Annotated in this window: 18 protein-coding genes; 4 read left to right on the top strand and 14 right to left on the bottom strand. The window is 67.6% G+C overall.

The window, feature by feature from the left end; genetic code table 11:
- Positions 1-140: 140 nt before the first annotated feature.
- Both D7252_RS07315 and D7252_RS07310 read right to left on the bottom strand, forming a co-directional pair.
- Positions 141-1,304 (bottom strand): acyl-CoA dehydrogenase family protein, encoded by a 1,164-nt coding sequence (locus tag D7252_RS07315; RefSeq protein WP_120774780.1) that lies wholly within the window; start codon positions 1,302-1,304, stop codon positions 141-143.
- Positions 1,305-1,454: 150 nt separating this feature from the next.
- Positions 1,455-2,384, bottom strand: coding sequence for a M15 family metallopeptidase (locus tag D7252_RS07310; protein WP_120774779.1), 930 nt, complete (start codon positions 2,382-2,384; stop codon positions 1,455-1,457).
- Positions 2,385-2,458: 74 nt separating this feature from the next.
- Here D7252_RS07310 and D7252_RS07305 point away from each other — a divergent pair, with 74 nt between their 5' ends.
- Positions 2,459-3,520, top strand: a complete 1,062-nt coding sequence (locus tag D7252_RS07305; protein WP_120774778.1) for an Rv2578c family radical SAM protein — start codon at positions 2,459-2,461, stop codon at positions 3,518-3,520.
- Positions 3,521-3,586: 66 nt separating this feature from the next.
- On the opposite strand, the gene D7252_RS07300 is transcribed toward D7252_RS07305, so the two are convergent.
- The 7 genes from D7252_RS07300 to D7252_RS07270 all read right to left on the bottom strand — a co-directional run bounded on the left by D7252_RS07300 (position 3,587) and on the right by D7252_RS07270 (position 11,840).
- Positions 3,587-4,954 (bottom strand): NAD-dependent succinate-semialdehyde dehydrogenase, encoded by a 1,368-nt coding sequence (locus tag D7252_RS07300; RefSeq protein WP_120774777.1) that lies wholly within the window; start codon positions 4,952-4,954, stop codon positions 3,587-3,589.
- Positions 4,951-6,282: a M20 family metallo-hydrolase gene (locus D7252_RS07295; protein ID WP_120774776.1), complete on the bottom strand. Its 1,332-nt coding sequence runs from the start codon at positions 6,280-6,282 to the stop codon at positions 4,951-4,953. The genes D7252_RS07300 and D7252_RS07295 overlap by 4 nt, the downstream gene beginning before the upstream one ends.
- 28 nt (positions 6,283-6,310) lie before the next feature.
- Entirely contained in the window at positions 6,311-8,020 is a 1,710-nt protein-coding gene (locus D7252_RS07290) for a thiamine pyrophosphate-dependent enzyme (protein WP_308162457.1), read from the bottom strand.
- A gap of 10 nt (positions 8,021-8,030) precedes the next feature.
- The gene (locus D7252_RS07285) at positions 8,031-8,681 is read right to left on the bottom strand and encodes an RraA family protein (protein WP_120774775.1); all 651 of its coding nucleotides are present in this window, start codon (positions 8,679-8,681) and stop codon (positions 8,031-8,033) included.
- A complete protein-coding gene (locus tag D7252_RS07280; RefSeq protein ID WP_120774774.1) occupies positions 8,674-9,063 on the bottom strand; it encodes a RidA family protein in 390 nt (129 codons plus the stop codon). Before D7252_RS07280 ends, D7252_RS07285 begins: the two co-directional genes overlap by 8 nt.
- On the bottom strand, positions 9,060-10,388 hold the full coding sequence (locus D7252_RS07275; protein WP_120774773.1) for an MFS transporter: 1,329 nt from the start codon (positions 10,386-10,388) through the stop codon (positions 9,060-9,062). The genes D7252_RS07280 and D7252_RS07275 overlap by 4 nt, the downstream gene beginning before the upstream one ends.
- Before the next feature lie 159 nt (positions 10,389-10,547).
- Complete coding sequence (locus tag D7252_RS07270; protein ID WP_120774772.1) at positions 10,548-11,840, bottom strand: ArgE/DapE family deacylase; 1,293 nt, start codon at positions 11,838-11,840, stop codon at positions 10,548-10,550.
- 124 nt (positions 11,841-11,964) lie between these two features.
- Here D7252_RS07270 and D7252_RS07265 point away from each other — a divergent pair, with 124 nt between their 5' ends.
- Both D7252_RS07265 and D7252_RS07260 read left to right on the top strand, forming a co-directional pair.
- Positions 11,965-13,122: a helix-turn-helix domain-containing protein gene (locus D7252_RS07265; protein WP_120774771.1), complete on the top strand. Its 1,158-nt coding sequence runs from the start codon at positions 11,965-11,967 to the stop codon at positions 13,120-13,122.
- Between the two features lie 49 nt (positions 13,123-13,171).
- On the top strand, positions 13,172-13,711 hold the full coding sequence (locus D7252_RS07260) for a YaeQ family protein (protein ID WP_120774770.1): 540 nt from the start codon (positions 13,172-13,174) through the stop codon (positions 13,709-13,711).
- Positions 13,712-13,866: 155 nt separating this feature from the next.
- Here the strand turns inward: D7252_RS07260 and D7252_RS07255 are convergent, their stop codons facing one another.
- Positions 13,867-16,179: a DEAD/DEAH box helicase gene (locus tag D7252_RS07255; protein WP_120774769.1), complete on the bottom strand. Its 2,313-nt coding sequence runs from the start codon at positions 16,177-16,179 to the stop codon at positions 13,867-13,869.
- Positions 16,180-16,442: 263 nt separating this feature from the next.
- Between D7252_RS07255 and D7252_RS07250 the strand changes: the two genes are divergently transcribed.
- The gene (locus D7252_RS07250; RefSeq protein WP_120776856.1) at positions 16,443-17,339 is read left to right on the top strand and encodes an aldose 1-epimerase family protein; all 897 of its coding nucleotides are present in this window, start codon (positions 16,443-16,445) and stop codon (positions 17,337-17,339) included.
- A 78-nt stretch (positions 17,340-17,417) separates the two neighbouring features.
- Here the strand turns inward: D7252_RS07250 and D7252_RS07245 are convergent, their stop codons facing one another.
- The 4 genes from D7252_RS07245 to D7252_RS07230 form a co-directional block, all read right to left on the bottom strand.
- Entirely contained in the window at positions 17,418-20,603 is a 3,186-nt protein-coding gene (locus D7252_RS07245; RefSeq protein ID WP_120774768.1) for an efflux RND transporter permease subunit, read from the bottom strand.
- Between the two features lie 16 nt (positions 20,604-20,619).
- On the bottom strand, positions 20,620-21,219 hold the full coding sequence (locus D7252_RS07240) for a TetR/AcrR family transcriptional regulator (protein ID WP_120774767.1): 600 nt from the start codon (positions 21,217-21,219) through the stop codon (positions 20,620-20,622).
- A 77-nt stretch (positions 21,220-21,296) separates the two neighbouring features.
- Entirely contained in the window at positions 21,297-21,656 is a 360-nt protein-coding gene (locus tag D7252_RS07235; protein ID WP_120774766.1) for a CrcB family protein, read from the bottom strand.
- Entirely contained in the window at positions 21,653-22,051 is a 399-nt protein-coding gene (locus tag D7252_RS07230; protein ID WP_259461062.1) for a CrcB family protein, read from the bottom strand. Before D7252_RS07230 ends, D7252_RS07235 begins: the two co-directional genes overlap by 4 nt.
- Positions 22,052-22,096 lie beyond the last annotated feature (45 nt).

Raw genomic sequence — 22,096 nt, 5'->3', positions numbered from 1 at the left:
TCGGCCGCCCCGGCCGCACGCCACGGTCGCGCTGAGTCCGGCACGGGCGCCCACGCGGTGGGAGGCCACAAACGCATCCCGGACCTCCCGGGGTGTGTTTCTGACCCCCGCACCGGAGGAGAGTGAAGGGTCAGCGGACCTCAGCGCTTGCCGGCGATCTGGCGGCCGACGATCTCGCGCATGATCTCGTTGGTGCCTCCGTAGATGCGGTGCACACGGGCGTCGAGGAATGCCCGGGCGATCGGGTACTCCGTGATGTAGCCGTAGCCTCCGTGCAGCTGCACGCCGGTGTCGAGCACTTCCCACTCGCGCTCGGTCGCCCAGAACTTGACCTTCGCGGCCTCCTCCGGAGTGAGCTTGCCCTCCTTGTAGGCGAGCAGCGCGCGGTCGATGTATGCCCAGAGCGCGTCGACCGTGGTCGCCATGTCGGCGATCTTGAACCGCGTGTTCTGGAAGTCGATGATCCGCTCGCCGAAGGCCTCGCGGTCCTTCGTGTAGGCGACCGTCCAGTTGAGAGCGGCCTGGGCCGCGGCGGCTCCCGCGACGCCGATCGACAGGCGCTCGAGCGGCAGGTTCATCATGAGCTGGATGAAGCCCATACCCTCTTTGCCGCCGATGAGGTTCTCGTCCGGAACGAACACGTCGCTGAACGACAGCTCGGCGGTGTCGTGACCTTGGAAGCCCATCTTGTGCAGCTTCTTGCCGTGGTCGAACCCCTCCATGCCGTTCTCGATCAGCACGAGGCTGAACGCGTCGGGGCGGTTGCCCTCTCCTGTTTTGACGAAGGTGACGACGAGGTCGGCGGTCGCGCCCGACGAGATGAAGGTCTTCGCGCCGTTGACGATGTAGCCGCCGTCGACCTTCTTGGCGGTGGTCTTGATCCCGCGCAGGTCGCTGCCGGCTCCCGGCTCGGTCATCGCGAGCGCGCCGACGACTTCACCGGTTGCCATCCGCGGCAGCCATTTCTCCTTCTGCTCCTGCGTGCCCATGTGCACCAGGTAGGGGATGGCCAGGTCGTCCTGGATGCCGAAGGCCCCGGCGAGCGAACCGGCGCCCACCGCGATGACCTCTTCGTTCACGACCGCGCGGAACCGGTAGTCCTGCAGCATGCCGGCACCGCCGAACTCCTCGGGGACGGACAGCCCGATGATCCCGGCTTCGCCGGCCGCGAGCATCGTCGCACGGTCGACTTCTCCGTCGGCATCCCACTTCTCGATCGTCGCGTTCGTCACGTGGCGCTTGACGAAATCCTTGACGAGGTCCCGGAAAGCCTCGTGATCCTCTTCATAGATGTCGCGTTCCATGCCGTCCTCCTGAACGTCTCATGCATCGTTGCTCCGGCGATTCTAGGGCGCAGCATGGACCCGAGACAGCTCATTGTGAGAATGCATCCCACGAAACGTGAAACTGGGTTCCGTGGTTGTCGGATGCCGCAACCCGAGCATCCGCGCCGATCAGTGGGCGTAGTCGGGCGCCGCCGGCAGCCCGAAGAACTCCTCGAGCGTGTGGAAGCCGCCCTGATGGTAGGCGGCGGCCAGATCTACTCCGACGTAACGCAGATGCCAGGGTTCCGGCGCATAGCCCGTGACCGGGGTACCGGCATCCTCGTAGCGCACGATGAAGCCGTACTCCCAGGCGTGGGCCGCCACCCAGTCGCTCTGCCCCGTTCCGCCGAAACCATCGAGCCCACCGCAACCGGCCCCGCAGGCGACGACGTCGAGCGCCAGCCCCGTCTGATGCTCACTGTGGCCGGGTCGGGCCGAGCCGGCATCCGCACCGCTCTGGCCTTGCGCGCGGACGTGTGACTCATACGTGGTCACCTGCAGCCCGTAGGAGCGGTAGCCGTTGTTGGCCCCGATGCGCCCCACACCTGCGGCCTCCGCCGCGTCCGCCATCTGGCCGACGGCGGCAGCCACCTCGGAGCGCACGCGACCCGAGAGCGTCGTCATCTGCAGAGGTACCGGTTCGAGGCCCGAGGGCTCATAGTCGGGCGGGTCGAGCGGACGACCCTTGTTCACCACGACCCAGACGCGAGCCGGGTCGCTCAGCGAGATGCACGGCGCGTTGCCCGCGACCACAGCGGCGCGGAAGTTCTCGCCCCCACCGAAACCCGCGATGGTCGCCGCGTCGTCACCGGCGGCGAGCGCCTGCTGCACCGAGGGCTCTCCGCACGGGTCGGATGCCTCCGTGGCCTCGACGCGAACAGACGGGACCTGAACGACGGCAACGGGTTCGGGCATCGTCGGTTCCGACGCCGGGGTCAGGGGTGCCGAGGCGATCGACAGCATCATCCCGACGGCGGTCACGGCCACGCCGATCGGGAGCGCCGGCCCGCGGATCGGGGAACGCGGAGCCGCATGCTGGGCGTGCGGCAAGAGGTGCATTGCTTCATTCTCTCATTCGAACGGATGTCGCATGAAGACTTGCCGTTGTTTCGGTTCTATGTTCGAATGTATCGATGAGATGGCAGGGACAGAAAGTCGGGGAGACCGATGCCGCGGCGCTGCCGGGCATGGAGGATCGCAACATCATCCGCTCCGTGACGACGCCGGAGTTCGCCGGGATGACGTTCCATGAGGTTCTCGCCAAGTCTGCGCTCAATCATGTGCCCGGAGCCTCGCGCATGCCGTTCGCCTGGACCATCAATCCCTACCGCGGATGCAGTCATGCTTGTGTTTACTGTTTCGCGCGCGGAACCCACGAGTACCTCGACCTCGACGGAGGAGCCGACTTCGATTCGCAGATCGTCGTCAAGGTGAACGTCGTCGATGTGCTCGAGAAAGAGCTCCGGCGCGGCAGTTGGCAGCACGAGACCGTCGCGTTGGGAACGAACACCGATCCGTACCAACGGGCAGAGGGCCGCTACAAGCTGATGCCCGGGATCATCGATGCACTCGCCGCCTCGGGGACTCCGATGTCGATCCTCACCAAGGGCACGCTGATCCGCCGCGACATCCCGCTGCTGGTGGCGGCCGGCACGCGGGTTCCCGTCGATGTGCAGATGTCGATCGCGATGTACGACGATGAGCTGCAGAAGGCGATAGAGCCGGGGGCGCCGACGACGCAGGCTCGACTCGACACGGTGCGCGCTCTGGCGGATGCCGGGTTCCGCGCGACGGTCTTCCTCATGCCGATCATGCCGCACATGACCGATTCGGTCGAGGCCATCGACGACGCGCTCCGACGCATCAAAGAAGCCGGAGCCCGACGTGTCATCTACGGCGCGCTCCACCTTCGACCCGGGGTCAAGCCCTGGTTCATGAAGTGGCTCGGCGAGGCGCGACCCGACCTCGTCTCCTCCTACCTCGGGCTGTATCCCGGGATGTCCGCCGAAGCCCCGAAGCCCTATCGGCAGTGGCTCGCCAAACGAGCGCGACCACTGATCCGCATGCATGGGCTCGACGGAAGCGACGAGGAAGACCTCACACCATGGCGAGGGAGTTTCGCGCGCACAGCGCCGGCCACGAGATCAGCGTCCGCACCTGCACTCGCGACCGCACCCCAGCCGATGCTGTTCTGAGCCGACACCCGGCGAAGCGGCAGATGGCAGACGACGCGGTGACCGGCGGAGCGCACGCCCCGGCCGTCACTGCCACCGGATGAGCTTGCGGTTCACGAATTCCGCCATTCCGTATTCGCCCAGCTCTCGTCCGACTCCCGAAGCCTTCACGCCACCGAACGGCAGATCGGCCTGGGTCTGCGATGGCGCGTTTATCGACACCATCCCGACATCCAGTCGATCGGCGACGTCGGCGATGAGGCCACGATCCGATCCGAAGATCACACTGCCGAGGCCGTAGGGCGTGTCGTTCGCGAGTTGCACCGCGGCGTCGACCGAGGTGACGCGGTGCACGACGGCGACAGGCCCGAAGATCTCCTCGCGATAGGCGCGGGCCTCCGGGGTGACGTCGACCAGGATGGTGGGCTCCACGAACGCGCCAGGACGGTCGAGACGACGTCCGCCGGTGAGCGCGGTCGCGCCATGGGCGGTCGCATCGTCGACCTGGTCGATGACGGCTCTCGCCGCCGCCTCCGACGACAGCGGCCCGAAGGAAACGCCGTCTTCGAGCGGATCGCCGACGCGTAGCTCGCTGACAAGACGAGTGAAGCGTTCGACGAATGCGTCGTACACCTCATCCGAGATGATGAACCTCTTCGAGGCAGTGCAGGCCTGGCCCGCATTGCCCATCCGTCCGATCACCGCGGCGCGGGCAGCTGCGTCGACGTCGGCATCCGGCAACACGATGAACGGATCCGATCCACCGAGCTCGAGCACGACCTTCTTCATGGCTCTTCCGGCGAGTTCGCCCACAGCACGGCCGGCGCGCTCCGAACCGGTGAGCGAGACTCCCTGCACCGCGGGGTGCTCGATGATGCGTGCGACCTGCGCCTCAGAGGCATAGACGTTCTCGTATGCCCCTTCTGGCAGGCCGACCCGCTCGAACAGCTCGGCGATGGCCGCCGCCGACTCCGGACAGCTCGGCGCATGCTTCAGCACGATCGTGTTGCCCAGCGCGAGATTGGGCGCCGCGAATCTCGCCACCTGGTAGTACGGATAGTTCCACGGCATGATTCCCAGGAGCACTCCGATCGGGGCGGTGCGAACGACCGCTTCACCCTCCGCGACCGGGAGGGGCCGATCCGCGGCGAATGCCGGGCCGTTCACCGCATAGTAGTCGTAGATATCGGCCACGATCCCGATCTCGCCGAGCGCCTCCGCCGTCGTCTTCCCCATCTCCCTTGTGATGATGCGGGCGAGGCGATCACTGTCCGCGCGATACTCCGCGGCGACCGCCGCGAGGTAGCGGCACCGCTCCTCGATGGTGAGCCTGCGCCAGGCCTCGAAGCCCTGCGCCGCCCGGGCGACGGCCGCATCCACGTCGGCGTCGGTCGCTGACTCGAACCGGCGCACCACCTGGTTGGTCGAAGGATCTGTGACGATGTAGTCGGTCATCTGGTTCGCTCCTCAGCAGCGCCGGAGATGGGCGCCAATTCTCCCTGCGCGAGTCGTCTGACGACGTCGGTCAGGACGTCGAGTCCGGCGACCAGGTCCTCGTCGCGGGTGTATTCGCCCTCGTTGTGAGAGACACCGTCCACCGAAGGCACGAACAACATGACCGTGGTCACTTGCCTCTTCATGTTTATCGAATCATGCCCGGCGACGGTGAGGATCTCCTCACGGGAGTACCCGAGCCATTCCGCAGAAGCCCGCGCAAGGTCGACGCCCTCCGGCTGATAGGGGTCGATACCCCATTCGTGGGACAGCACCCGCTGGATGCCGACTCCCGCGATGTCCTCGATCTCGGCAAAGCGTTCCTGCAGCAGTGCGTTCGCTTGGGAGAGGACGGATTCGTCGGCGCAGCGAAGGTCGAGCAGCAATCGGACGTGCGAGGCCACCACGACCGGAGAGTTCGGGTAGACGTCGAGCTGCCCGACGGCCGTGTGCAGCACGCCGGGAAATCTGTCTGCCAGTTCGCGCGCGAACACCACCAGGAGCGACGCGCCGTACAGGGCGTCTCTGCGATCGCCCATCACTGTCGCCCCTGAGTGCGCTTGCGCGCCTTCCACGGTGACGACGTACTTGCTGGCCGCCCAGCTCGCGGTGACGAGACCGATCGTGGTGCCCGAGTTCTCCAGCACCCGTCCCTGCTCGATGTGGATCTCGGCGCAGAACGCGGCTTCCGGACCGTCACCGGCGCCGAGGAAACCCGCAGGCTGCAGCACCTCGGTCACGGTCGTTCCTGCGCGATCCGTCGTGCGCAACGCCTGCTCCAACGGCAGCACACCCGTGTAGACGCTCGAGCCCATCATCGACGGAGTGAACCGCGAGCCTTCTTCGTTGAACCAGTTGACCACGGCGAGGTTGTACCGCGGTGTCGTCGCGCCGTCCGCCGACCACTCGTCCGCAAGCCGGAATGCGGCATGCGCGGCGGCGAGCACACCGTATGCGCCGTCGTAGCGCCCGGCGGTCGGCTGAGAGTCGAGGTGTGAGCCGACGACGACGTATGGCGCCTCCGGGTCGACCACGAGCAGACCGAACTGATTGCCGATCCGGTCGTACTCCACCCGCAGACCATGCGCCTCGAGAAGCGCAGCGAACCAACGCCGCTGGGCGACGTCGGCTTCGCTGCCCGCCTGCCGGTCGACGCCTCCGTTACCTGTCGCTCCGAAGGCGCTCAGACGAGCGAAGTCGGCGAGAAAGCGTTCGGCCTGCACGGCCTGCCTTTCACCGTCGGCGGAGTCTGAAGGGGCCGGGGCGACCGCTCCGTGTTCGATGGGCATGGCGGATCCTCCTCGAATCGGCACGATGTCAGACGGCAGTCGACGGTGCGCGAACGGCCGGGTCTTGGCGCAGATGGAGCACGGCAGGAAGCCTGCTCGCACGGGCCCGCCGGTACGCATCGCGGAATCCGGCGGTGCTCGCAACCGTCTCGCCGTACGCTCCGTACGACCGCGCCAACGCCGCAAAGTCCGGGTTCGTCAAGTGCGTCCCCGAGGGGCGGCCCGGGTAGTGGGCCTCCTGGTGCTCACGGATGGTCGCGTACACGCCGTTGTCCACGACGATCGCGACGAATCGTCCTCCGTATCCGACAGCTGTCGCGAGCTCCTGACCGTTCATCAGGAAGCACCCGTCGCCGGCGATGGACAGCACCTCGCGCCCGGGAAAGACGAGAGAGGCCGCGACCGCGGCGGGAACACCCATACCCATCGCCCCGTTACGGGGTGCCACAAGGGTCGCCGGCGCGTGGTGAGGCAGATAGCGGGCCGGCCAGATCGCATGGTTCCCGGCACCGAAGGTGATCACGGCGTCGGAGGACAATTCCTCGCGGAGCACCGCCATCACCTCGGTGAGATCGACGTACTCTTCGCCGCCGGCATCCGTCCGCGCCTCGTCGACCAGCGTGGAAGGGGTCGAGAAGCGGACGTGAGCCTCGCGTGCCTCGCGAAGACGACTCTCGTCGAACGTCACCCCCAGCGAACGTGGCAGGCGGTCGATGAGGTTCGCGGCGTCGGAGGCGATCTGCTGATCCAGGCGTCCGGAGTGCCCTGTCGGCTCCCCAGGGAGCACGACGACGGTCGTCGCGTCATGTCCGAGCCGGTAGCCATCGCTCAGCACGTCCGTCCTCGAGGTCCCGATGAAGACGAGAAGATCGGCTTCGTCGAAGAGGGCTGCCGCCTGGTCCGCCCGACCGTAACCGAGTGCTCCCACGTACGCCCCGCCGTGCGGAACCGCGTCGTACGCTCGGAAGTCCGACAGAACCGGGATCCTGTGCTGCTCCGCCCAATCGCTCAGCGCCTGACCCGTGTCGGCGGACCAGCCCTCCCCGCCGACCACGATGACCGGGCGCTCGGACCGCAGGAGACGCGCAACCAGCTCATCGACGGCCGTGGCGCCCGCCTCTGCCCCGGCGACCGCGGTCGGCTCGATGGTCGCTGAGCCATCGGCGGAGAGCCGGATCACGTCTTCAGGCAGACCGATGACCACGGGGCCCGGTCGACCGGAGCGCGCGATCCGCATGGCCTCGGTCACGACGCGCGCCGCTGACGACGGGTCGTCGAGTGTGGTGACGTGCTTCGCCGTCGACCCGAACCACCCGGTGAGGTCGAACTCCTGAAACGCTTCGCGTCCACGGTCGGCCACGGGGATGAGTCCGACGAACAACACCATCGGCGTCGCATCCTGCCAAGCGGTGTGCACGGCGATGAAGGCGTTCGCGGCGCCGGGACCGCGGGTGACCATCGCGACGCCGGCACGGCCGGTCAATCGCCCCTCGGCGAGAGCCATGAATGCCGCCCCACCCTCGTGCCGGGTGATGACGGTCTCGATCGACGAGTCGTGGAGGCCGTCGAGCACGTCGAGATACGACTCGCCCGGCACACCGTAGACGCGCTGGACGCCTTCTCGCTCGAGCTGGGCGACGATGAGGTGCCCGGCGGAGCGCGTCACGGATTCCGGCGCGGGGCCTTGCGTGCCCGGCATGTCTGCCACACGAAAGTCGGTGGTCGTCTCGATGGTCATTCAGAGCCTTTCAGAGTGTTTCGATGTCGAGGGCGAGAAGATCCTCGAGAGAATCCCCCCGGCGGATGCGCGCGAGCAGCTCGGGTTCTGCAAGGTCGGAACGGAGGGCGGCATCCAGGATGTCGGCGTCGAGAGCGTCGGAACCGAAGGCGACCACGCCGTTCTCGTCACCGGCGACCAGATCACCATCAGAGAGAGGCACGCCTCCGACGATGACCGGCCGACCGACGCCCGCAGTGGCGGTGCCCAGGCGTTTCGTGGTCAATGCCGTCGCGCCGGTGGCGAAGACGGGCAGCACCGCGGCCGTGGCCTTCAAAGCCGACAGGTCGGTCACGGGCCCGTCCACGACGATTCCCGCCGCTCCCCGCGCGGCGGCGGCTGCGGCCGTCACCGCGCCGACGGGGGCATGGCGCCCACCGTGCACCTGGATCACGAGCACGGAGCCCGGCCGGAGACGCAGCAGCGCATGATTCACCGCGATCGCGTCGGGTTCGGTGAGGTCGACGGTCACCGCTCGCCCCGCCATTCGGCCGACGGCTCCGACCGGACGGATGCGCGTATCGCAGAACCCGTCCTCGAGAAAGTGGCCGAGGGTGGGGAGTTCGACCCGCAGGATCGCGTGGACAAGAGGATCACCGGCCACGGACGATGCCTCAGTCATCCGTTTCGTCCTTCATGAGGGCGACGCACTCGAGCTCGAGGGCGACGCCCCACAGGCTGACGCCCACGGTCGTCCTCGCGGGGAGGTGTTCGCCGAACCACCGCGCATAGATGCGGTTGTATGCCTCGAGATCGGCGGCATCGGTGAGGTATCCGTTCACCTTCACGACATGATCGATGCCGCTGCCGACGCCTTCCAGAAGGGTGCGGAGGTTGTGCAGAGTCGCTTCCAGCTGCCCTTCGAAGTCGGAGGGCATGGTGCCATCGACGCCCGCGGGGATCTGGCCCGAGGTGTAGACGAAACCATTCGCGACGACCGCCTGCGAGAACGGACCGACCGGTCCGGCGAGGCCGTCAACTGTCCGCACCCTTCTGATCGTCATCTCCCGACCGTCTCCGAGAGGTCGCCGCGGATCGGCTCATCGCCGCCGGTCGAGTCATCGGCACCCACGATGTCGATGTTCTTGTGCAGACCCTCCGCGAGGAGGAACAGCGCGATCAGGGAAAGCACAGCGGCACCGCCGACGTACCAGGCGATCGAGGAGCTCTGGCCCGTCATCGACAGCAGCGCGACGGTGACCGCGGGGGTGATCGCCGATCCGAGCAGACCGGAGAGCATATAGGCCACCGAGAGTCCCGAGTACCGCACCTTGGATCCGAAGAGCTCGGCGAGGAAGGTCGCGATCGGTCCGTAGTTGGCCGAGAACGCCAGCATCATCAGGGCGTAGGCGACGAAGACCATCGCGTCGATCCCGGTGTCGAGGAGCCAGAAGAAGGGGAAGGCGAGCACGATCTCGGCGATGATGCCGGCGGCGATCACGGGCTTGCGGCCGACCCGATCGGAGAGGCGACCGAAGGCAGGGATTGCGAAGAGTGCGACGATACAGGCGACCAGCACGGCCCAGAGCATCAGATCGTTGGAATGACCGAGTTCCGAGGTGCCGTAGTTGACTCCGGAGGCCACCAGCAAGGTGAAGGTCGATCCGGTCGACAGGGTCGCGACGCCACCGAGCAGCACCTGCTTCCAGTAGTGGCGCATCAGGTAGGCGAAGGGGAGCTTGGCCTTGGCACCGCGCTCGCGCACCTTGCGGAAGCTGGGCGTCTCCTCGATGTTCAACCGGATGTAGATGCCCACCGCGACGAGGACGATCGAACCGATGAACGGCACGCGCCATCCCCACGATACGAGAGCCTCGTCATCGACCATGGCGGTGACGATGAGGAACGCCATGTTGGCGATGAGAGTTCCCGCCGGCACACCCACCTGCACGAGCGATCCGTACCACCCGCGCTTGGCGGGGGGCGCGTGCTCGACGGTCATGAGAACCGCGCCGCCCCATTCGCCACCGAGTGCGAGACCCTGGATGACGCGCAGCGTGAGCAGGATGAACGGTGCGGCGATGCCGATGGTGGCGAAGTCGGGGATGAGCCCGATCGCGAGCGTCGCCGCTCCCATCGTGATCAAAGAGATGAGCAGCATGGATTTGCGGCCGAGCCGGTCTCCGAAGTGGCCGAAGAGGATGGCCCCGACGATTCGCGCGAGGTACGCGGATGCGAACGTGAGGAACGCGAGGATCGTGCCGACGGCGGGGTCGAGATCGGGGAAGAACACCTGGTTGAACACGAGCGCCGAGGCGGTGCCGAACAGGAACAGGTCGTACCACTCGACCGTGGTCCCGATGACACTGGCGGTCGCGATCTTGCGCATTTTGGCTCGGTCGAGGCGACCTGATTCGGCCGACGACGAGGCCGATGGGGATGTGGCGGACACGGATCCTCCGAGGGAGTGAGGGTGAGTTTTGCGGGTGAGAACTACTCTGTGGGGGCGAATGCCCGGGCGACAAGGGATATATTCCCTCAGTTTCGGTCAGTCCGTGTGCATCTGCACAGTCACGCCGCACCATTGTGCGATGAACAGGGCGATCGACTTGGTAATCCGCCGGACCGACTCCACGTCGACGCGCTCGTCGTATCCGTGGATCGCCTCGGAGACGGGCCCGTAAACGAGTGCCGGAGTATCGGCGTAGAGCGCGAAAACCCGTCCGTCGAGGTATCCGGGTGTGGTGAACGTGCGCAGCTCGTCGCCGAAGACCTCGCGATGCACATCACGCAGAGTCGACTCCGCATCAGTGCCCTCCTCGAGGACGTAACCCTCGGCGTAGAAACCATTGCGGGTCGCGACCGCCTCGACGGGGTTCCCGGATTCGTCGACCTCGATCGAGGCGAGGCACTCCTCGATCTCCGCCCATGCCGCGTCCGCCGTCACACCTGGATACAGCGCGATGCGCACGTCGAGCTCGCACCACGCCGGCACGCTCGACGGCCAGTCACCGCCGCGGATGCCGCCGAGGTTGAAGTTGATGGGGTGGTCGAGGTCTTCGAAGTACCGATGCGCCGACTTCTCGGAGTTCCATCGGGTCTCGACCTCTCGGAGCCGCTCCATCACATGGTGCGCGGCGTCGATCGCGTTGAAACCGGCACTCATCTCGCGCGGATGCGTCGGTCGCCCCGCGACGCGCACCGTGAACCAGATCACGCCGACGTTGGCCCGGACGAGCATGTCCTCCTCGGGCTCAGGGATGATCACCGCGTCGGCACGATAGCCCCGCTGCAGCGCAGACAGCGATCCGTTGCCGGTGCACTCCTCCTCCACCACGGACTGGAAATGGATCCGCCCGGTCGGCTCGAGTCCCGCCGTGCGGAGGGCGTCGAAGGCGAACAGATTCGCGGCGAGGCCCGCCTTCATGTCGCCACTCCCACGCCCGTAAAGCCAGCCGTCGATCACCGGCGCATCCCAGGGCGACCGAGACCACTCCTCGTGCGGCCCCTCCGGCACCACGTCGACGTGCCCGTTCAGGATCAGCGAACGCCCTTCCTCGGACGCGGGCGTGTACGTGCCGACGACGTTGCCGACGTTCTCGTACGACACGGCCACGGGCCCGGCGCCCGGATGCTCGGCGAGTTCGGACGGATCGAGATCCCACCGATCCATCTCGAGTCCGCGTTCACGCATCGCCTCGCACAGGAGGTCCTGGGCCGACGCTTCCCTCGTGCGCAAGGAACGATGCCGAACGAGTTCCTGAGTGAAGGCGATCTGCTGGTCGAAGGCCGCATCGACGGCCGCACAGATCTTTTCGGCGATTTCGCTGGTCAGCTTCATGGGTCTCCGTTGAATGTGTGGATGCCGCCGAGGGGCGCTTCGCAGGCAGCGTCTTCCATGCTGGTAGCGAAATGCTGCGCGAACAACCGATGAACGCCGCGAGATTCGCGCCTACACTGTGCAGATGCATAACCAGCGTCGGACGTTCGCGGCACAGATCGCCGAGTCATGTCTTTCCGAGATCGACGAGGTCGCGTGGCGTTACGTGCACGATGTCCGAGCGATCTCCGGATACCTCGAATCCGTGATCGACGACGCGGAGTTGTTCCGCGCCGCTCGAGCCTCACTGGAGATGCTCTTCGGGCTGATCATCGGAGCCGACCTGGACGCCCAGTTGATGGCGCACTCCGAACGGCTGGGGCGCCGGCGCGCGCGTCAGGGCATCCCCTTGGATTCGCTCCTTCGGGCGGTTCGCATGGACTTCCGGTTCCTGTGGAACGCGATGCGCGGTTACGTGGCGGAAGAGGACCTCCCGGCGTTCGCCGATGAGGTCGTCACGATCTGGGATGCCGTCGAAGTGCACACCATGAACGTCCATGCGGGCTACATGGCCGAACTCGCCGACATGGATCGAGAGCTGGAACTCGCTCGGGCGTTCCTGCTGCGTCGGCTGCTCGAGGATGGCAGCCGCGACGTCCGTCTTCCCCGTCAGGCGGCGGAATCCCTCGGCCTCGATCCGGTCGGCTCGTTCCTGGTCGTGGTGGGCAGCATGCCGTTCGCCGCAGAATTCCGCACCGGCATGCGCACGCTGTTCCCCTCCGTGCCGGTCGACCGTCTGGACGGCTCTGAGTTCGCCATCCTCGACGCCGCCTCGCTGTCGGCGCGGGAGCTCGAGGCGCTCCGCTCCCTGCCCGTGGGTCTTCCCCCGATCGCGCAGGGAGCCGAAGAGATCGGCGCGCTGTGGAGAGTGGCGCGAGACCTCGCCGCACTGGTCGACGCCGCGAACCGAGCCGCAATGCTCGAGCGTCACTGGGATCGTCTCTTCACAGACCGATTCGGCACCGTCGCCCGCGCGTATTCGCGTCAGGCTCTCGAAGCGCTCCACGCTCTACCGGAACGCGAGCAGAGTCTGCTGATCGAGGCGGTGCGCGAGTACCTCGGCAACGGATCCGTCACCCGCACCGCAGCAGCGCTCTACTGCCACCGCAACACGGTGCTGAATCGGCTGACGCGCTTCGCACTCGCCACGGATCTCGACCCGACCGTTCCCGCGGATGCCGGTGCGATCCGCATCGTCCTGAGCAGCACGGACGCCGTCGCTCGCGAAGCCGCAGCGAGATGACCGCGCGCTCGGCGTCAGTGAGCCCCGGCGCGGCGTAGGCTTCTCGGTTATGGCTACCGGCTCCACCATGCACACCTTCGACGTTCAACTGGCTGACATGGATCGCGGGGTCTACGAGGACTACTCACTGCGTGTGGCGCGGCATCCGTCGGAGACCGGCGCGTACATGCTCACGCGCGTCCTCGCCCACGGACTCGAGCACACCGAGGGGATCGCGTTCGGCGACGGCATCTCATCGACCGAGGAACCGGCCGTCCTCGCGCGCGACATGACCGGGCAGATCACCGCCTGGATCGAGATCGGCGCACCCGATGCGGAACGCCTGCATTACGGCAGCCGGCTCGCCGAGCGCACCGTGGTCTACACGCATCGCGACCCCGCGAAGGTGATGGCGTCGTGGGTGGGCAAGAAGATCCACCGGTCCGACGCGATCCGCGTCTACAGTTTCGACCCGGGGTTCATCGACGCGGCATCCGCGCTGATCGAGCGGCGGAACACCGCCACTCTCACGGTCACGGAGCAGGTGCTGTACCTCGACCTGAACGGCACGAGCGTCACGACGGCGATCCATGAGCACGAGCTCGGATAGCCCCGCCGCGCGACTCGACCGCGGCCGGCGGACTCCGCCGCGCCCGCACGACGAAGGAGACCTGCACACGGGAGGCTGATTCCGAAGAATCGGTCCTCCGCAGTGCAGATCTCCTCCGAAGCAGCGCCTCACGGGCGGCGCGAGCGGCCTCTGGCTCAGGCGGTCAGGTCTGCCGCGGTCGGCACGCGACCGGCGATCTCCTCGATGATGTCGTCGTCGAGACGCGCGTTCTCGAACGGCGCATCGATCTCGGCGCGGTCGAGCAACTCGGTCATGCGACGCTGACGCTGGCGCGTGATCAGCGTGACGACGCGACCCGACCGACCGGCACGACCGGTACGACCGGAGCGGTGCAGGTACGTCTTGTACTCGTCAGGCGCATCGGCCTGAACGACCAGATCGATGTCGTCGACGTGGATGCCGCGGGCCGCGACATCCGTGGCCACCAGAACGTTGACGCGTCCCGAGGTGAGCCGCTCCAGGTTGCGCGTGCGCTTCGCCTGGTTCAGGTCACCGTGCAACGAAACCGCGGGGATGCCGGCGTCGTCGAACTGCTCGGCAAGCATGTCGGCGTACGCGCGGGTACGGGCGAAGACGAGCGTCTTGCCCTCGCGATCGACGAGCGACGTGAGGATCTCTGCCTTGTCCCGGTGCTCGATCACGAGAACGCGGTGCTCGATCGTGCTGGATCCCTGGTCTTCGCCGGCCACTTCGAAGACCGCCGGGTCGATCAGGAACTCATCGACGAGAGCCGCGACCTCACGGTCCAGCGTCGCCGAGAACAAAAGCTTCTGGCTGCCGTCGGCGGTGTGCCGCAGGATGCGCTGCACCGGCTCGACGAATCCGAGCTCGCACATGTGGTCGGCCTCGTCGAGCACCGCGGTGCGGCAGTCGGAGAGGTCGAGCTTGCCCTGATTGATGAGGTCCTCGACGCGGCCGGGGGTGCCGATCACGATGTCGACGCCCTTCTTGAGCGCTCCGACCTGGCGCCCCTGGGGCACGCCGCCGTAGATCTGGGTGGTGAACAGGCCGACGCTGCGGGCGATCGGCTGAATCGTGCGGTCGATCTGCAGCGCGAGCTCTCGCGTCGGGGCGAGGATGATCGCCCGTGGGGAGCGACCGAACTCACGACGCTTTCCGGCCTGCGACTGGAGCACGCGCTCGACCAGGGGTGCACCGAACGCGATGGTCTTGCCGGAGCCGGTGCGGCCACGGGCCAGCACGTCACGCCCGTCGAGGACAGCCGGGATGCTCGCCGCTTGGATCGCGAACGGGGTCGCCGCTCCCATGTTGGCGAGCGTCTCGACGATGTTCGCACCCAGCTTGAGGTCGGCGAAGGTCACACCGTCGACCTCGACGGCCTCCACGGACTTCGCCTCGAGGCGGTCGTGCACCACGTCAGCGCCCGGCTCGAACTTCGCGGTCGTCGGCGCGGAGGCGCTCGTCGCGTTCCAGTCGTTGCGGCTCGGACGATCGTTGCGGGCCGGACGACCACGGGTGTCCGAGGTCAGCGGGCGCACGCGATCGGTGCGGTACGCGCCACCGGTCGACGGTCGGGTCCGCTCGCCACCGCGGGAATCGCGATCGAAGCGGGGGCGTTCGGTGCGGTCGGACGAGGTGCGCTCGTCACGACGGGGACGCTCATCACGCGGGGCGTCGAACGAACGCTGGGTGCGGTCGCGGTCGAATGCCCGACGCGCGCGATCAGCGTCGTAGGAGCGCTCCGGGCGATCGGCGCCACCGCGGTTCGGACGGTCGTAGCCGCGACCCTGGGTCCCGGTTCCACGGTCGTCACGACGCGGACGCTCGTCGCGGTCGAAGCGCTGGCCGCCACGGTCGTCGCGGTAGCTGCCGGCACCGGTGGGGCGCTGACCGCCACGCTCGTCGCGGTAGCTGCCGGGACCGGTCGGGCGCTGGCCGCGACGATCGTCGCGAACCGGACGGCCGCCGTCGCGGTGGTCATTGTCGCGGAAGCCGCGACGCTCGGATCCGCCCGTGGACCGCGAACGCTCGTCGCGGTCGGAACGCTGGCCGCCACGCTCGTCGCGGTAGGTTCCCGGACCGGTGGGCCGCTGCCCTGCGCGGTCGTCGCGACGGGGACGCTCGTCGCCCCGGTGGTGCGGCGCCTCACGGCGGCCGGACTCGGCGCGGTTTCGGATGCTGCGGGCCTCATCGCGACCGACGCGCTCGGAGGCCGTCCAGCGCTGCTTGGGCGCACCGGATTCGGCCTCGGCGGGACGGTATCCGCGGTGGCTCGCGCTTCGGCTTCCGGGACGACGGTCGTAGCCGCCGGCCGCAGGTGCGCTGCGACGGTCACCGGTATCGGGCCGTCCGCCGCGCTCGGGGCGCGCGCCGTCGCGGGCGGCACCACCGGCGTGGCGGTCATGGAAAGAGGTCTTCTTCGCGCCGTAGCGCGGTTCGAAGTTGGCGGCCGGACGGCCGCCGCGGGGCTTCTTGCTCTTGGGCATTGCAGTTGTCCTTCTAGGTTCTCAGCACGAGAACAGCGCTGCGCACGCGCGCAGACACCCTCCGACAAGCTCGGGGTCCGGACTGTCAGCGGCCGGGGCCATTCATGTGATGGTTGATTTACGTCGATCGACGTTCACCATCGGCCCCTGGACTCACACTTCTTACACAAAAACGTCCGCGCTGTGCGCGGGTGTCCGAAGCCGACCGAAGGAGTCTACCGGTCGCGCCTGAGAGAGTGCTCCGCGCGCCGTACGATAACGAGGTGAACTCCCTCTCTCCCACCGGCACTCAGGTGCATCTTCGACGAGGCGACGTGTCGGCTCAGATCGCTCAAGTCGGCGCTTCTCTCCGCGGGCTGCGCATCGGCGACGTCGACCTCGTGACGCCCTACCCGCAGGATGAGCCGACTCCGTCCGCCTCGGGCGTCGTCCTCACCCCCTGGCCGAACCGTGTCCGCGACGGCGCCTGGGACGACGAGGGGACCACCCGCCAGCTGGCGGTCACCGAGCCGAAGTTCGGCAACGCCAGTCACGGGCTGCTGCGCTTCACCGCCTACGAGATCGAGCAGACGGATGCTGCCGCCACCCTGCGCGCGACCGTCGTGCCCCAGACGGGCTACCCGTACCTGATCGAGACATCCGTCACCTACTCCCTCACCGACACCGGCATCACGGTCGAGCACGTCCTCACGAACCGCTCTGCCACCGCAGCCCCGGTGGCTCTGGGCACGCACCCGTTCGTCGGCATCGGCGACGTCGACACGCACGACCTCATGCTGCGGGTCCCGGCGGCGACGGCCATCGAGACCGACGAGCGGATGCTGCCCACGGGCGCCCATCCGGCCGATGCCGCTCTGCGCGAGGGCGTTCGCGTGGGGGACGTCACCCTCGACACGGGATTCACCGACCTCACCCGGGACGCCGACGGCTCGGTGCGGACCACCCTGACGGCGCCGGACGGGAGACGGGTCACGCTGTGGCAGGGCGAAGGGTTCGACTTCGTGCAGGTCTACACGGCGACCAATTACCCGGGGCAGGATCTCGCGATCGCGATCGAGCCGATGACCGCGCCGGCAGATGCGTTGAACAGCGGCATCGGCATCCGTCGACTCGCCCCGGACGAGTCCTGGGCCCTCACCTGGGGCATCTCCCTCGACTGAGTCGCCGCGCTTCGAGTCGCACAAAGGGCCCCTTCCGCGGTGCGGAGGGGGCCCTTTCTGCGATCGGCGACCGGACGGTCAGTGACCGGTGCGGAGTTCCCGACGGGTGAGGTGATGCTCCTCGGAGGAATCCGCGGAGACGGCGGCATCACCCGATCCGGAGGGGCCCTCGGGTCCGGGGCCTTCGGAGGCCTCCGTTGAACCGTCGCCGCCGCCCTTGCGAGCCCGCCGACGCTCCTTCGCCCCCTCCACGAGGTTGTAGAGCGTCGGCAGCACGATGAGGGTCAGGACGGTCGAGGAGATCAGGCCGCCGATCACCACGATGGCGAGCGGCTGCGAGATGAAGCCGCCGTGCCCCGTGATCCCGAGTGCCATCGGCGTGAGCGCGAAGATGGTCGCCAGTGCGGTCATCAGGATGGGACGCAGACGCTTCTCGCCCCCGGCCTTCACCGCCTCGACGGTGGACAGCCCCTTCTCCCGATACTGGTTGACCAGGTCGACGAGCACGATCGCATTGGTGACCACGATGCCGATGAGCATCAGCACACCGATCAGCGACGCGACACCGAGCGGCACACCGGTGACGATCTGCAGCAGGATGGCGCCCGTCGCGGCGAACGGCACGGAGATGAGCAGCAGCAACGGCTGACGCAGCGACTTGAAGGTCGCGACCATCACCACGTAGACGATCAGGATCGCGGCGAGCATCGCCAACCCGAGCTGGGAGAACGAGTCGGCCTGCTGCGAGGCGACGCCCCCGACCTCGGCGGAGGCGCCGTCGGGAAGTTCCGCGGCGGCGAGCGCCTCGGTCACCGACTGGGTCGCGACGGCGAGGTTGTCGGATGCCGGCGGCACGGTGACCGTGGCGGTGCGCAGACCCTGCTCCGTCGTGATCGAGGTGGGGCCGTTGCGCTCCTCCACCGTCGCGATGTCCTGGAGCTGCACGACACCGAGGGGCGTCGGGATCTCCAGGGTGCGCAGCGCGTCGACGGTGGTCGGCGGCTCCGGCGTGACGATGTAGACGGTCAGCGCGGTGTCGTCGATCTCGACCGAACCCGCCTGCTGCGGACGCATCGTGTTGGAGACGATCGAGCCCACGGCGACCTCGGAGAGACCTCGCTGCGCGGCGGCGTCCCGGTCCACGACCACGGCGATGTACGGCAGGGATGCCGCCAGGTTGTCCGTGACCTGGCCGATGCCCTCGCCGCCGTCGAGCTCTTCGACCAGCGACGTCGTCGCGGTCTGCAGATCTTCGGCATTGGAAGCGGACACCGTGATCTCGATGTCGCTGGAGCCGAAGCCTGCGGATGCGGCCACCGAGACCTCCCCGACCTCGTCGCCGAGGCCGTCGATCGCGTCCTGCACATCGGCGCGCAGCTTCTCCTGGTCGGCATCGCCGTCGGTCAACACCGAGTAGGTGACGCCTGCGCCGCCCGAGAAGGCGTCGCTGAGCGCGGAACCGCTGGTGCCGATCGAAGCCTGCACGTGCTCGATGCCGTCGATGTCGAGCAGTGCGTCTTCGACCGAGACGGCCGCGTCGGACTTCGCCTGCAGGCTCGCGGTGGGACCGAGATCCTGGGTGACGGTCATGGTGTTCTGACCGGAGTCGCTGAGGAAGTTGACCTTCATCAGCGGAGCAGCGGCGATCGTGGCGCCGAGCACGACGACGGCGAGCACCACGGTCACCCCGGAGTGCTTGAGCGTCCACCCCAGGATCGGGCGGTAGACGCGCTGAAGCGGAGTCGGCGGAGCATCCGGATGTTCGGGATCGATAACGTTGCCGGCGTCGTCCCGCAGCTCCTTGCCCGGGCGCAGGAACCAGTACGCGAGCACCGGCACGATCGTGAGCGCGACGAGGAGCGACGCGACCATGGCGATCGTCACGGTCATCGCGAACGGTCGGAACAGCTCTCCGACCATGTCGCCCACGAAGACGATCGGCAGGAACACCGCGACGGTGGTGATCGTGGATGCGGTGATCGCCATCGCGACCTCGCGCACCGCCAGCCTGATCGCATCCCCCTTGTCGGCATCGCCAACGTAGTGACGCTTGATGTTCTCGATGACGACGATCGAGTCGTCGACCACACGACCGATGGCGATCGTCAGCGCTCCCAGGGTGAGCACGTTCAGGGAGTAACCGAAGGCCTGCAATCCGATGAACGTGATCAGCACCGAGGTCGGAATGGAGATCGCCGTGACCAGCGTGGATCGGATCGAGAGCAGGAAGACGAGGATGACGATGACGGCGAAGACGAGGCCCAGCAGGCCCTCGGTCGCGAGCGTCTCGATGGACTGCTGGATGAACGGCGCCTGGTCGAAGATGATCGTGAACTCGGCATCCGGGAACGCCTTGCCGATCTCATCGAGCGCCGCGATCACGCCCTGCGAGACCTCCACGGTGTTGGCCGCGGGGAGCTTCGTGATCGAGATCGAGAGAGCGTCCTCACCGTCGACCCGAGAGATCGAGGTGACCGGATCGGACTCCTGGGCGACGGTCGCCACGTCGCCGATGGTCAGGGGCGTTCCCACCAGCGGAAGGGCAGCGATCTCGTCGACCGAGGTGATCTTCGCTCCGGTCTGCACCGTGAGCGTCTGGCCGTTCTCGGTGATGTCCCCACCGGGGAAGAGGGTGCCGTTCTGGTCGAGCGCCGAGGTGATGGCCTGGGTGCTCTGCCCTTCGGCAGCGAGTTTCGCCACGTCGGGGGTGATGGTGATCCGTTGCCCCACCCCGCCGACGATCTCGGCGGCGTTGACGCCGTCGACGTCTTCGAGTTCGGGGATCGCGACAGTCTCGAGCTCCGCCTGGGCGTTCTCCGCGTCCTCGAATCCGGTGATCGCGACCTGGATCACCGGGAAGTCATCGATGGAGACGGAGAGGACCTGCGGGTCGACGTCTTCCGGCAGCTGCGAGGAGATGCGGTTGATGGCCTGCTGGATCTTCTGCTCCGCCGTGGCGAGGTTCGTGCCGTAGGCGAACATCGCCTGCACGATCGAAGCGTTGGTGGTGCTCGTCGCGGTGGTCGATTCCAGGCCGGGCACGCCCTGGATCGCCGACTCCACCGGCGTCGACACGTCGTTCTCGACCACTTCGGGCGACGCTCCGGGGTAGGTCGTCATGACGACGAGCGCCGGCAGCTCGAGCGACGGGATGAGCTCCTGCTTGAGGTTCGTCAGCGCCAGACCGCCGAACACCGCGGCGACGATCGTGACGAGGGCGATGAGAGCACGGTTCTTCAGGCTCAGGACGGCGAGATTCGACAAGGCGGATTTCCTCGGTTCAGGGTGCGGAGGACGCTGCGGTGCGACCGGAGGTGTTATCAGTCTCGGGCACGCCGAGGATCTGGGTGAGGACGGTTTCGATGAAGGAGCGCTCGAGCACGGTGTCACGCATGTGGGTACTCCACATGACGCCGTCGATGAAGATCGTCGCGGCGACGGCACGATCCGTGCCGTACGTGGGTTCGAGGAAGCCTTCGAGCTGCTCGGAGAGGTGCCGGGCGAGCTCGCGCAGCTTCGGATCGTGAATCGCCGCGGTGACGACGGCGCGGTCCGCCTTGACCGCACGGGCGTCTTCGAGCCCCGCGGTGATCAGCTCGGCGATGACGGCGGGGGTCACTCCACGCTCGGCGAGGGCGGCGCGCACTCCCTCGAGCCGGGCGTCGACCTCGTCGGCGAGCACGCGCAGCGCAGCGGCGCGGAGGTCGTCGAGCGTGTCGAAGTACTGGGTCGTCGCGCCGAGCGGCACGTCGGCTCTGGCTGCGACCAGTCGGTGGGTGAGGGCATCGGCGCCGACCTCGACGATGAGCTCGGCAGCGGCGGTCACGATCTCGCGACGGCGCGCTTCGGGATCACGTCGACGACGCGTGCTCTCCCCCATCAGCGACCCCCTGAGATCCGTACATGTACATTTGTACATTTTCGGATTGTGAGGATGCTGAGAGGTGCCGGTCCGGCTCAGATCACCGATCCGACGAGCAGCCCCACAGCAGCCGCGACCAGCCCCAGCAGCAGCATCCCGACCGCATTGAAGGCAGCCCCTCGACGCTCGTCGTCACGCCAAAGGGCCACCGTGTCGAGCATCGCCGTACTGAACGTCGTATAGCCGCCCAGGAGTCCCGCCCCGAGAAGGAATGCCGCATCGGGCAGCGCCGTCGTGATCAATCCGAGCGCGAAGGAACCGCTGATGTTCACGAGCATGATCCCCCAGGGGAAACGGCGTCCGGCCAGCCGCGCGACACCGAGATCGGCCAGATAGCGCAGCATCGCACCGAGGCCACCGGCAACCGCCGCCAGAAGGAAGAGGCCCGGGTTCACGGCACCTCCAGCGAACTCGGGCGCGGTCGTCCGAGGTGCAGCCCGAAAGCGGCGGCGGCGAGCCCGAGCGCGAGACTCCCGACGGCGTACACGCTGGCCAGCAGGGGAGCGTCGAGCCAGAGCGACACCGTGCTCGTCGTGAACGCGCTGTACGTGGTGAATCCGCCGAGCATCCCCGTGCCGACCAGGAGTCGGAGATCCGCCGCGGCGGGCTCGTCGAGCGCTCGAAAGGGGCGGGCGGCCAACACGCCGATCAGCAGAGCGCCGACGACGTTCGCGACGAACACCGCCAGCGGGAAGCCGTCGGTCTGCGGGATGGCGAACCCCAGCCCCAATCGCGCCGCCGTTCCGACGGTGCCGCCGGCGGCGACGAGCAGGAGGGCGCGGAGTCTCACGTTCGTCACTGTAGTCGCCCGTGCCAGCGCCCCGACCGAATGTCA

Source organism: Microbacterium sp. CGR2, assembly GCF_003626735.1.
Taxonomy (GTDB): domain Bacteria; phylum Actinomycetota; class Actinomycetes; order Actinomycetales; family Microbacteriaceae; genus Microbacterium.
This window is presented reverse-complemented; position numbering and strand designations above follow the sequence as displayed.